Below are 12,603 nucleotides of genomic sequence, written 5' to 3'. Positions count from 1 at the left end.
TTATGAAAACTATTCAGTTCATTGCTGTACTTACAAGTATTTTGATTGTTACTTCATGTAATAAACCTAAAAAAGATGATCAGTATGGATCGGTTGTTCCTCCAGTAGAAACTTACCAATACCCATCTGACTCTACTACAATTAATAAGTGGATTGCTAACGATAATTTTAAAGCAATGTACAAGCACAGCTGGTATGTTTGGAAACATTTAACTTCTTCTGTGGAAGGAGGAAAATTAACTTATCAAACATGGGCTAGCCCACAACAAATTTTGGATAAAATGAATAATCCTACTAAAAATGAATTTATGGGATTACGATTTAATAAGCCAAATCAGTTTGGGCATGCAAAGTTAAAGCAAACGGATTTTGACGATACTGATATCGTTGAAGTTGTTGCTTATAATCCTTCTGCTGAAAAATATGCAGTTGACAATAAAATATTTTATTTATCGACTTTAAAAGCGATGCAAACAGGTGAATATAGTCAAATTCCTGAGTTTCCACATGACGCTATTACTATTAAACCAGTTTATAAAGTAATTACTCAAAACAGTGTAAGTTCTGAAGGAATTTACACAATGGCTGCTTGGCATGGTCCAGAATATAAAGACAAAGGTTATCCTGAAAAGGAATGGAAATCTTGTATTCATGTAGATACTAATGCGTCTACTAAATCAAATCCAAATGGTCGCTTAGATTATGAATGTAATAATGTTACTGCTGAAAATACATTTTACTTAAATGACTTTATACATTTTTCAATTGATAAGAGCTTAGCTGATTCGTATAACTCTTCAAACAATATAACTGACCCAACTAAACAAGCTAAAGAAGGTGATATTGCTTTATTAGTTGGAATGCATGTTGGAACAAAGGAGATTAAGCGTTGGGTATGGCAAACTTTCTGGTGGTCTGCAACTCCAGATACTCCTTCTATTCCAAGTTCTGATGATATTGCCTCTGCTAGAAGCGGTATTGGGTTATCTAATCAAGCAAGACACTATGCTATGGATATTGCTTATTCTATGGTTATTCCTGCTCAACCTTATGTAGGTGGTAAAAATGAAGGAGAATTAGTTATAGGATTTAACCCTTATTTAGAGTCTGGATTTGGAAATGATGTTTTTGATGCCAAGACTAGTTATGTATACAGTAATGGCGCTAAAATTGAAACCAATTTAGGAACCATGTCTAACTGTATGAGTTGTCACATGTCGGCTGCTGTAAATACAGCTGTAAGTGTAAATTCAAATGTGTCTTCGCCTCCTTATGTTGGAGATACTTATTTAAGTTATAAAGACTCAATTTTCCAAAAAAGATTAATGCTTGATTTTGCTTGGTCGATTCAAAGTAATATTGATACTTTAAAATAAAAAATCGCTAACCAAACTTTTTTATATTTTATAGATGAAAAAAACCTTGTTGAAAATTTTCAACAAGGTTTTTTAATTTTAACTATGAATATTTTTTTAATACAATACTCTAAAACGAATAGTGCCTTTTATATTTTTTAGTTCCTGAATTACTTCTTGATTATAATCTTTATCAACATCCGTAATTACATAACCTACTTTATCATCAGTAGATAAATATTGCCCAACAATGTTTAAACCATATTCTGCAACCACTTTATTAATGTTTGCCATTACACCTGAAACATTTTTATGAATATGTAAAAAACGATGTGCATTTTGTTGCTTTGGTAATCTAATATTTGGAAAATTCACAGCATCTACTGTATTACCCGAGTTTATATACCCCATTATTTTACTCGGTACAAAATCTGCAATATCTCGTTGCGCTTCTTCTGTACTACCACCAACATGAGGTGTTAAAATTACATTAGGCAATCCTTTTAACTCAGTGTAAAATTCTCCATTCTTACTTGGTTCTTCAGGATATACATCAACAGCTGCACCAGCTAATTTTCCTGACTTTAATGCCGCTGTTAATGCTGAAATATCTACCACAAAACCACGAGATAAATTCACTAAATGTGCACCATCTTTCATTTGAGAAATCTCTTTCTCTCCTATATAATTCTTATTCAATGCATTATCATCGACATGCAACGTAACTACATCAGCAATTGATAATAAATCTGAAAGTGAGTTCATTTTTGTAGCATTTCCTAAAGCTAACTTGTCTTCAACATCATAATAATACACATCCATACCTAAAGCTTCCGCTAAAACAGATAATTGTTTTCCAATATTACCATAACCAACAATACCTAGTTTCTTACCACGAACTTCTCTTGAACCTTGTGCAGTTTTATTCCATTCTCCATTATGGATCTCGGAACTACGCTGAAAAACACTACGCATTAACATAATAATCTCACCTATAGCTAATTCTACAACAGAACGTGTATTACTATATGGAGCATTAAAAACAACAATTCCGTTTTCCTTACAAGCCTCTAAGTTGATTTGTTTTGTTCCAATACAAAAAGCTCCAACAGCTAATAGTCTTGGTGCATTTTCAATTACTTTTTGTGTTACTTGTGTTTTAGAACGTATTCCTAAAACATGAACATCTTGAAGCTTTTCTATTAATTCTTCTTCTGATAAACTCCTTGAAACAGTTTCTACTGTAAATCCATCAGTTGAAAATTTCTCATACGCATCAATATGTATATTTTCAAGTAATAACATTTTGATACGGTTTTTTGGATAAGATATATTTCTTGGCAAATCGTTTATAAATAAAAATTCGTCTAAATTCGGTGTAATATAATCGGCGTTTTGAATTGTTTTTTCGCGTTGAACATTCTCTGTATACGCAAAAAATTTATCAGCAACACCAGCTTCTTTGGTTACATAATCGCTGTAACCATCTCCAATCATTTGAATTTCGCCATTCAAATTTAAATTTTTCAAGCATTCAATTTTTCCATTATGAACAGATAGAATATTATCTCTATCAAATCCAATAATATCTCCATTCTTACTAAACTCAAATGTATTGGCAAAAACTCTATCCGCTGAAATATTATATTCAGCTACTATAGGAACAATAAACTCTTTAAAGCCTGCTGAAATCACATAAATCTGATCAGAATAAGCTTCGAAGAATTCTTTATTTCTTTCAATAGATGAAGAAACACGCTTTTTTAATTCTTCAATTAACAAATCTAGGTCGGATCGTTTTGCATTCAATAATTTAATCCTACGTTCTAAAGACTGTGTAAAAGAGATCTCACCATCTATTCCTAAATTGGTTATTTTGATAATCTCTTCAATAATTTCATCTTTTTTTGGATTGTTTGCTAGCGTTATTTCGGCCAGTACATCTAACGCTTCTACTTTTGTAAGCGTACTATCGAAGTCAAAAATATAATATTTACTCATGAGACTAGATTGTCTATTGAAACGTGAAAATTACAATCTATTTTTTTGAGAAAAAACATTTAAATCACTAAAATTCTAATTTTTAGCAGATTGATAATTTAATGATTGTTTTTTTAGATATACCAAAACCGAAAACCTTTGAACTACCTTAAAAGTTAAGTGATTACTAGTAATCTATTTTAATAATTCTTCAAAGAATTTTTCATTAAATAGACAAACTCCTCAACTTCCTCATTACACTTTTCGAAATAATGAAATTTAATCCTTTTTTTGTTCTTTAATTTTATAGAAATAATTGGATAATTTTTGAATTGATATTTATAATTAAATTGTTCTACTTGGTCTAATTCAATATTTATATCGTCTTTATTAAGTCCTTCGACAATCAATTTATCAGTATCCAAAATCAATTTGATTCTTTTAATATAAAAACTTTTAAAAAAATCAATGAACCATAAATAAAACACAATACTCAAAAACACAAATACTATAAAAGTAGTATTATGAAATTTTAAAAACATTGTAAAAATAGCGCCAATAAGTAAAGCTAGTAAACTCGATAATATTAAACCTAAAAATACTATTACATAATGTTTCTTTAGTAACATTATGTTTACTTTAAACTCCTTCATATAAAATATTACTAAATCACTCTGTACTGAAAGTACAGAGGTTTTATTATACTGGGGACTAAAAGTCCCCTTTTTCATTCTAATATAAAATTAGAATTATCCGAGTTCGGTTTCCTATGATGTTCTAAATACTCATTAACCATTTCATCTGTGATATTACCTGTACTCCAAACACCATAGCCAACTCCCCAAAAATGTTTCCCCCAGTAAAGATCACTTAATTTTCTAAATTCTTGTTGAAGTTTACGAGAACTTCTTCCCTTAAGTTGTTTTACTAAATAGCTTACACTTTGTTTAGGGGCATATTCTATATGCATATGCATATGGATATGATCTGAACTAACTAATCCTTTTAAAATCGATACGTTCTCTGCATCGCAAATTTGCATCAGAAGTTCTCGACAACGAACCTGAATATCTCCTTTCAATATCTGATAACGATATTTTGTAACCCAAACTATATGACAGGTTAACCTACTTACTGTATGAGAGCCTTTACGTAGTGATCTTTCCATATCTGAAAGGTATTAATTTTTCATATAACTGAAAGTGCTGCAATAAAATTGCAGGGTTTTAGACCCTTAGTTGAGACCAATAAATAAAAAAACTCACCTTTCGGTGAGTTTTAATTGTTATCGAATTAATTTTTTGTACTTAATTCGTTTTGGCATGATATCTCCACCTAAACGTTTCTTTTTATTTTCCTCATATTCAGAATAAGTACCTTCAAAGAAATATACTTGAGAATCTCCTTCAAATGCTAGAATATGGGTACACACTCTATCTAAGAACCAACGGTCGTGAGAAATTACTACCGCACAACCTGCAAAGTTTTCTAAACCTTCTTCTAATGCACGAAGTGTATTAACATCTAAGTCGTTCGTAGGCTCATCCAGTAAAAGAACGTTTCCTTCTTCTTTTAACGTCATTGCTAAATGCAAACGGTTACGCTCCCCTCCTGAAAGTGTATCTACCTTTTTATTTTGTTCGTTTCCTGAGAAATTAAAACGACTTAAATACGCACGGGAATTAACTTGCTTTCCTCCCATCATTACTAAATCTTGCCCGTCTGAGAAGTTTTCCCAAATCGATTTATTTACATCGATATTCGCATGGTTTTGATCTACATAAGCAATTTTAGCTGTTTCTCCGACTGTAAATGTTCCAGCATCTGGAGTTTCCTCTCCCATAATCATTCTGAAAATAGTCGTCTTACCAGCCCCGTTTGGACCGATAATTCCAACAATTCCTGCTTGTGGTAAGTTAAACTCTAAATCTTCATATAATAACTTATCACCAAAAGCTTTAGAAACACCTTTAGCTTCAATTACATTTGTTCCTAAACGCGGACCATTTGGAATATAGATTTCAAGCTTTTCTTCCGTTTGCTTTTGATCTTGATTCATTAATTTGTCGTAGTTCTTTAAACGGGCTTTTGATTTAGCATGACGCCCTTTTGGAGCCATACGAACCCATTCTAACTCTCGCTCTAATGTTTTTTGACGTTTAGAAGCTGTTTTACTTTCTTGTTCTAAACGTTTTGCTTTTTGGTCTAACCAAGAAGAATAGTTTCCTTTCCATGGAATACCTTCTCCTCTATCTAATTCTAAAATCCAACCTGCTACATTATCTAAGAAATAACGGTCGTGCGTTACCGCAATTACAGTTCCTTTGTATTGTGCTAAATGATGCTCTAACCAATGTACAGATTCTGCATCTAAGTGGTTGGTTGGCTCATCTAATAATAAAATATCAGGTTCTTGTAATAATAATCTACATAAAGCAACTCTACGTTTTTCTCCTCCAGATAATACTCCGATTTTCTTATCACCATCAGGAGTACGCAAAGCATCCATTGCAATTTCTAACTTAGTATCTAGTTCCCATGCATTAGAAGCATCAATTTTATCTTGAAGCTCTGCTTGGCGATCCATTAATTTTTGCATTTTATCAGCATCAGAATACACCTCTTCCAAACCAAACATATCGTTGATTTTGTTATACTCATCTAATACTGCAACTACATCAGCAACACCTTCTTTAACAATTTCTAAAACTGTTTTATCTTCATCTAATTGTGGTTCTTGCTCTAAATATCCTACTTTATAGCCTGGTGAAAAAACAACATCTCCTTGGTAGTTTTTTTCAACTCCAGCAATAATTTTAAGCAAGGTAGACTTACCCGATCCATTTAGACCTAAAATTCCAATTTTAGCTCCGTAAAAGAAACTTAGATATATATCTTTTAAAACTTGTTTTCCAGTAGATTGATAGGTTTTAGAAACCCTATTCATGGAAAAAATGATCTTCTTATCGTCAGACATTTTTGATTAGTTAGTTTATTAAATTAAAAAGTAATAGTTTGTTATACACGTCCTTTTAAAGCATTGAAAACCCAAGCGATTGAGAAAAAACCTAATCCTACGGCTCCAAAACCATATCCAGCAATTTCATCGTATTTAAAAATCGCTAACATCACTAAAAGAACACCCATTATAATCATAATTAATGTTGCATAACCCAACACTGTATTTTTATTCATTGCCATTGAATCTTTATTTTTAAAGCGCGTTACTTATCTTTTTAAGAAGTTTAACGGTAACAATATTGCGCAAAGTGAAATACAAATATCGAGAAATATTTGAACTTCAAAAGCAATTCTTTACATCTATCGCCATTTTTTTTAGAAAAAAATACACTTCATCTAATAGGTAAAAGTGTAACACTACCATATATAGTATCGTCTTTTAAATATGGCTGAAAGGTTTTTTTTACTAATTCTCTTAGTACTTTACAAAGTTGGTATTGCTAATACTGACAACGAAATTGTATTTAATTCTATTCCCATTCGTTTAAAAAACGCTACTATAATTAATGAGTACTCTACTCGAATTCCGTTTAAATTAGTTGATAGGCTTATCGTAATTGAAGGGAAGATAAAAGGTGAAAGTGGTAACTTCATTATAGATACTGGATCTGAAACTATGATTTTAAATAAAGTTCACTTTAAAACGTATCCCTTCCAAAAAGCTACTAAAACTACTTCTGGAATTCTTAAGAATGTTGACAAGCTATTCGAAAAAAAAATAGAAAAATTATCACTCAAAGAGCTGACTCTGAAAGACAAACAATCTGACATTATAGATTTATCTCATATTGAAAAAAGCAAAAAAATAAAACTTTTAGGAATTATTGGCTTTAATATCTTAAAGGATTATGAAGTGTTTATTGATTTGTATTTAAATCAAATTACTTTAACTAAGATTGATTCTGAAGGAAATACATTAAGCGATAAAATTTATTTAGAGAAAATTTCTGACACCTTAGACTTTCAACTTAAAAACCATACAATTGTTATAAATAGTTATATTGGCAAAGAAGAAGTTACATTAGCGCTGGATTCGGGTGCTGAATTCAATCAAATTCATAAAGGAATTTCTAAAAAAGCACTTAAACATTTTTATCCGCAAAAAAGAATAAAGCTAATCGGAGCCAGTAAAAAGGAGATTGAAGTAGTATATGGAAATCTGTTTCGAGTGAGACTTAGTGATAAAACCTATTTTGGTCCGATGAAAACAATGCTAACGAATTTACATAATATGAATAAAGCATTTGGTACAGATTTAGATGGTGTTTTGGGGCATGATTTTTTCGCGCAAAGACGAGTTATTATAAATTACAGAAAAGAAAAACTATATATAATTAAATATCCTTTGATACGATAATTAAATGAAATATTGGATTTACATATATATTATACTAATCAGTTTTATAAACTTTAAAGCTTTCTCTCAGGAGAATTCTATGAAAGGGTATCGAATTGAAGGAGATGAAGTTGTTTTTTCTTTTGACAAACGAGATTATACAAAAGCTACCGACGAAAAAACACTAGAGCGATTGGAGTTTGACGATTTTGACATCCAAAATGTAGTAGTTGCAGGTAATTTTAATTCATGGTCTAGAGATAGCTGGAAAATGACACAGGTAAGTGAACATATTTTTGAACTTCGTAAAAAGCTAGATGATTTTAAAGATAACTTTAATTGGGAATTCAAATTTGTAATTAACAATCGAATTTGGGCTGAGCCTGATAAAAATGTTAGCAACATTACGTACGCAAAAGAAGGCAACAAAAACTACTACACTTACAACCTAAAAATGTACACCGGATATCCAAGTAAAAAAGGTAATGCTAAGTTTTTTTTAAAAGGATACAGAAACGCCAAAAAAGTAATATTAGCGGGTTCTTTTAACAAATGGAATGAAGAACTTTTTTCTATGAATAAAACAGATGAAGGCTGGGAATTAACGTTACAGTTAAAACCAGATCGTTATGAGTATCGTTTTATCATTGATGGCTATTGGATAGAAGATCCTGAAAATTCAAATAAAACTCCTAATGAATATGGGGAGTACAATTCAGTTATTGATATTAACCAAAAAGTTCAATTTTATTTAGAAGGTAATCTAGAGGCTAACAAAGTAATCTTAACAGGCTCTTTTAATGATTGGTCTGAGAGTTCTTATGAAATGAAAAAAGCAGAAAATGGTTGGACTTTTTCTACTCGTTTACCTTATGGAAAACATCACTATAAGTTTATTGTAGATGGAGAGTGGATGACAGATCCATCAAACCCCGTGAAGGAATTTGATGGACATGGTAATATTAATTCAGTAAAAATGATCAAATAATTATAGTGCTGCTGCTAACCTGCTTCCTTGGTCAATAGCTCTTTTAGCATCTAATTCAGCGGCAACATCAGCTCCACCAATCACATGAACATTTGCTCCTTTAGCTTGCAATGGTTCTAACAATTCTTTAAAAGGTAATTGCCCTGCACAAATAATAACATTATCAACCGGAAGTAATTTTTGTTCCTCATTTTGAGTATAATGTAATCCCTCATCATCAATTTTAGTATACTGTACCTCATTGATAAACTGTACATTTTTCTTTTTAAGATTTGCTCTGTGAATCCAACCTGTAGTTTTTCCTAAGTTTCCTCCAAACTTTCCTTTACTACGCTTGAACATATAAATCTCTCTTGGTGATGGATGTACATGTTTTTCTACACCTTCAATACCACTTCGAGCTTCCATTTTTTTATCAATTCCCCATTCTTCTAACCAAGCATCAATGTTTTGAGAAGTACTTTCTCCTTCATGAGCTAAGTATTCAGAAAGATCAAAACCAATTCCACCTGCTCCAATAACGGCAACTCTTTTTCCAACTGGTTTTTTCAGTTTTAATACATCAATGTAGTTTAACACCTTTTCATGTTCTATTCCATTGATTCGAGGAACACGAGGAGAAATACCAGTTGCTAATATAATTTCATCAAAATCCTGTTCCATTAACTCTTCAGCAGAAACTCTTGTGTTCAACTTCAAGTTTACATTATGTAATTCTATCTGCTTTCCGAAATAACGAATCGTTTCATAAAACTCTTCTTTTCCTGGAATTTGCTTAGCAATATTAAACTGCCCTCCTATTTCCGATTCTCCATCAAACAACGTTACATCATGCCCACGTTGCGCTGCTACTGTAGACGCAGCTAAACCAGCTGGTCCTGCTCCAACTACAGCTATTTTTTTCTTTTTATCTGTTGGTGTATAGTTTAATTCTGTTTCATGACATGCTCTTGGATTTACCAAACAGCTGGCAACTTTTTGCTCAAAAACATGATCTAAACATGCTTGATTACAAGCTATACAAGTATTGATTTCATCCGACTTTTCTTGCTCTGCTTTATTCACCCATTCTGGATCTGCTAAAAACGGACGTGCCATTGAAATCATATCTGCATCTCCTTCTGCAAGCACTTTCTCTGCCGTTTCTGGCATATTAATTCTATTTGAAGTTACTAATGGAATAGAAACTTCTTCTTTCATTTTTTTAGTAACCCATGTAAAAGCCGCTCTAGGAACTGAAGTTGCAATTGTTGGAATCCTAGCTTCATGCCAACCTATTCCTGTATTGATAATAGTTGCTCCTGCTTTTTCAATCTCTTTAGCCAGTGTTACAATTTCATCCCAAGAACTACCATTCTCAACTAAATCTAACATTGATAAGCGATAGATAATTATAAATTCTTTACCTACTTTTTCTCTAGTTTGTTTTACGATTTCAATAGGTAAACGCATTCGGTTTTCATAACTACCTCCCCAATCGTCATTTCGTTTATTTGTTCTTTTGGCGATAAACTGGTTGATTAAATATCCTTCTGAACCCATAATTTCAATTCCGTCATACCCTGCCTCTTTTGCAAGTGAAGCAGAACGAACAAAATCTTTTATGGTTCTTTTAATTCCAGATTCCTTTAACTTAAAGGGTTTAAATTGATTGATAGGTGCTTTAATTGCTGAAGGTGCAACATTTAGTGGATGATAACCATATCTTCCAGCATGCAAAATTTGCATACATATTTTTCCTCCTTCTTTATGAACAGCATCTGTAATTACTTTGTGATTTCTTGCATGCTTCTTAGTACTCATTCTTGCAGAAAAAGGACCTGTCCAACCTTGAATATTTGGAGCAATTCCTCCTGTTACAATCAATCCAACACCTCCTCTTGATCTTTCAGCATAAAACGCGGCAATCTTTTCATACCCATTTTTTTCTTCTTCAAGTCCAGTGTGCATAGAACCCATTAAGATTCTATTTTTCAAAGTAGTAAATCCTAAATCTAATGGTTCAAAAATATGTTTGTACTTAGTCATCTAATTTGTTGTTTTAAATTTATTATGCACGCATAATACTTGCAAGATAATTCTATTTTCCTAAAATAAAAATCATAATTGTTATTTATCACCATTTTTCAAGATTTTATTATCAATTCATATTAAATTTGCTTCGCTAAGATTTAGACCTAATGAATATTATAAAAACCTCACTACTAATTACTTTAACAATAGCTAGTTCTTTCCTAAATGCTCAATCTACTCCAATAGCCATAGACGGTTTTTTTGATGATTGGACTCCAAGTTTAACTACGTATATAGATACCGCTGAAACAATTGATGGTGTTGATTTATTAGAATTTCAAGTTACCAACGATGAGAATTATTTATATATAAGAGTAAAAGCAAATCAAGAATTTGATTTGACAGAAGGATCTCCTATTTTACACAATTTCTTTATTTATTTAGATACCGATACTAATTCTGAAACAGGTTTTAAAGTAAGAGATGATTATGGTGCTGAATTAGGTATAGAGTTTGCTAATCGAATTGTTTACAATAATTACACTGGAACAACCGCTCCTCAGGTGCTATTTTCTGATATAGAATTTAGATCTGCACCTACTGTAACTTCTGATGAATTTGAAATAGCTATAGGGCGTAATGCAATTCCTGACGGAACCAATGCTTTATTTCCCTCATCTAGTGTAAAAATCTTATTGAGAAATAGAGATAATTTTGATTGGTTGCCAAATCTTAACAATGTTTTCACGTACATTTTTGATGAAACACCAGTTACTCCTTATACTCCTGTAGATTTTAATAAAACTGATAATTCTTTCATTAGAATCGTAGCCTATAACACCAAATTAAACTCGTTACTAGACTCTAATAAACTTGATGAATACGAACGTATCATGAAAGCAATTCAGCCTGATATTGTAGGTTTTGTTGAAAGCTCTAATACGAGTACAAGTTATATTAAATCGTTATTTGACAATTGGCTTCCACTTGGTAATGCTGAAGGTTGGCATGTTCGAAAACATGGTGGTGAAGTTACAGTATCGCGTTGGGAAATTATTCAAGAATGGGACTTAACGAGACAGTTTCCTGTATTGATAGATTTACCTGATAGTTATGGAACTGATTTATTATATACAAACGCACATTTAAATTGTTGTGGTGCAGACGATGCCCGTCAAGATCAAGCCGACCAATACGCTGCTTTTATTTTGGATGCTAAATCTGAAGGCGGAATAATTACATTGCCTGAGAACACACCTATGGTGTACTCTGGTGATTTGAATTTAGTAGGACTTTCACAACAATTAACAACACTTTTAACTGGAGATATTCAAGATACATTTACGTACGGTGCTGGAGGAGCATTGGATTGGGATAACTCTGATTTTAAAGAAGAAAATGCGTTACAGAGTGAGATTAGAATGAGTTATACGTGGCGATCGGATAGTTCTTCTTTTCCTCCAGGTAAATTGGATTTCATGATTTTTTCTGACTATGTATTAACATCAGAAAAGTCATTTGTAATTCAAACTGAAATAATGCCAACCGACCGATTAAACTTATACGGGCTTCAACAATTTGACACTAGTGTAGCTTCTGATCATTTTCCTGTTGTAACAGATTTTTCAGTAAATCGAACACTTAGTAACCCAGATGTTGTATTACTCGAAAATAATGCTTTTCCAAATCCGACTTTTGGAGATTTAAACCTTCAATTTAAAGAATTTAACAATTACTCAATTACTATCTTTAATTCAGTTGGACTATCAGTTTTATCTACCAAAATTTCGTCATCTAAAGTTCAACTAAATATTGATTCTTTTGCTAGTGGCTTATACCATATAAGAATTCAAAATGAAAATGGTGAACATCAAGTTATAAAAGTGATTAAAAAATAAAAGGCTGTTTTA

The 12,603-nt window shown here is 31.8% G+C and carries 10 protein-coding genes; 4 read left to right on the top strand and 6 right to left on the bottom strand.

What is annotated here, in order from left to right; all coding sequences use genetic code 11:
• Positions 1-2 precede the first annotated feature (2 nt).
• On the top strand, positions 3-1,376 hold the full coding sequence (locus EV195_RS05705; protein WP_132793843.1) for a hypothetical protein: 1,374 nt from the start codon (positions 3-5) through the stop codon (positions 1,374-1,376).
• Between the two features lie 96 nt (positions 1,377-1,472).
• Here EV195_RS05705 and serA read toward each other — a convergent pair whose 3' ends face one another.
• The 5 genes from serA to EV195_RS05680 form a co-directional block, all read right to left on the bottom strand.
• The gene (serA, locus tag EV195_RS05700) at positions 1,473-3,356 is read right to left on the bottom strand and encodes a phosphoglycerate dehydrogenase (RefSeq protein ID WP_132793841.1); all 1,884 of its coding nucleotides are present in this window, start codon (positions 3,354-3,356) and stop codon (positions 1,473-1,475) included.
• Between the two features lie 179 nt (positions 3,357-3,535).
• A complete protein-coding gene (locus tag EV195_RS05695) occupies positions 3,536-3,766 on the bottom strand; it encodes a hypothetical protein (RefSeq protein WP_132793840.1) in 231 nt (76 codons plus the stop codon).
• A 296-nt stretch (positions 3,767-4,062) separates the two neighbouring features.
• Positions 4,063-4,503 carry an IS200/IS605 family transposase gene (gene tnpA / locus EV195_RS05690; protein ID WP_132793838.1) on the bottom strand — a complete coding sequence of 147 codons (441 nt, stop codon included), beginning with the start codon at positions 4,501-4,503 and terminating at the stop codon, positions 4,063-4,065.
• A 117-nt stretch (positions 4,504-4,620) separates the two neighbouring features.
• The gene (gene ettA, locus EV195_RS05685; RefSeq protein ID WP_132793836.1) at positions 4,621-6,312 is read right to left on the bottom strand and encodes an energy-dependent translational throttle protein EttA; all 1,692 of its coding nucleotides are present in this window, start codon (positions 6,310-6,312) and stop codon (positions 4,621-4,623) included.
• Positions 6,313-6,353: 41 nt separating this feature from the next.
• Positions 6,354-6,530 (bottom strand): CAL67264 family membrane protein, encoded by a 177-nt coding sequence (locus EV195_RS05680; RefSeq protein WP_243693076.1) that lies wholly within the window; start codon positions 6,528-6,530, stop codon positions 6,354-6,356.
• Positions 6,531-6,741: 211 nt separating this feature from the next.
• Here EV195_RS05680 and EV195_RS05675 point away from each other — a divergent pair, with 211 nt between their 5' ends.
• On the top strand, positions 6,742-7,713 hold the full coding sequence (locus tag EV195_RS05675) for a pepsin/retropepsin-like aspartic protease family protein (RefSeq protein WP_132793833.1): 972 nt from the start codon (positions 6,742-6,744) through the stop codon (positions 7,711-7,713).
• Between the two features lie 4 nt (positions 7,714-7,717).
• Positions 7,718-8,680 (top strand): hypothetical protein, encoded by a 963-nt coding sequence (locus EV195_RS05670; RefSeq protein WP_132793832.1) that lies wholly within the window; start codon positions 7,718-7,720, stop codon positions 8,678-8,680.
• Here EV195_RS05670 and EV195_RS05665 read toward each other — a convergent pair whose 3' ends face one another.
• On the bottom strand, positions 8,681-10,708 hold the full coding sequence (locus EV195_RS05665; RefSeq protein WP_132793830.1) for an NADPH-dependent 2,4-dienoyl-CoA reductase: 2,028 nt from the start codon (positions 10,706-10,708) through the stop codon (positions 8,681-8,683). It abuts the gene before it with no gap.
• 152 nt (positions 10,709-10,860) lie between these two features.
• Here EV195_RS05665 and EV195_RS05660 point away from each other — a divergent pair, with 152 nt between their 5' ends.
• On the top strand, positions 10,861-12,591 hold the full coding sequence (locus EV195_RS05660) for a T9SS type A sorting domain-containing protein (protein WP_132793828.1): 1,731 nt from the start codon (positions 10,861-10,863) through the stop codon (positions 12,589-12,591).
• Positions 12,592-12,603 lie beyond the last annotated feature (12 nt).

Source organism: Tenacibaculum skagerrakense, assembly GCF_004345825.1.
In the GTDB taxonomy this organism is placed as follows: domain Bacteria; phylum Bacteroidota; class Bacteroidia; order Flavobacteriales; family Flavobacteriaceae; genus Polaribacter; species Polaribacter skagerrakensis.
Note: the sequence above shows the minus strand (reverse complement) of the source record. Positions and strands in the feature narration are given on the sequence as shown.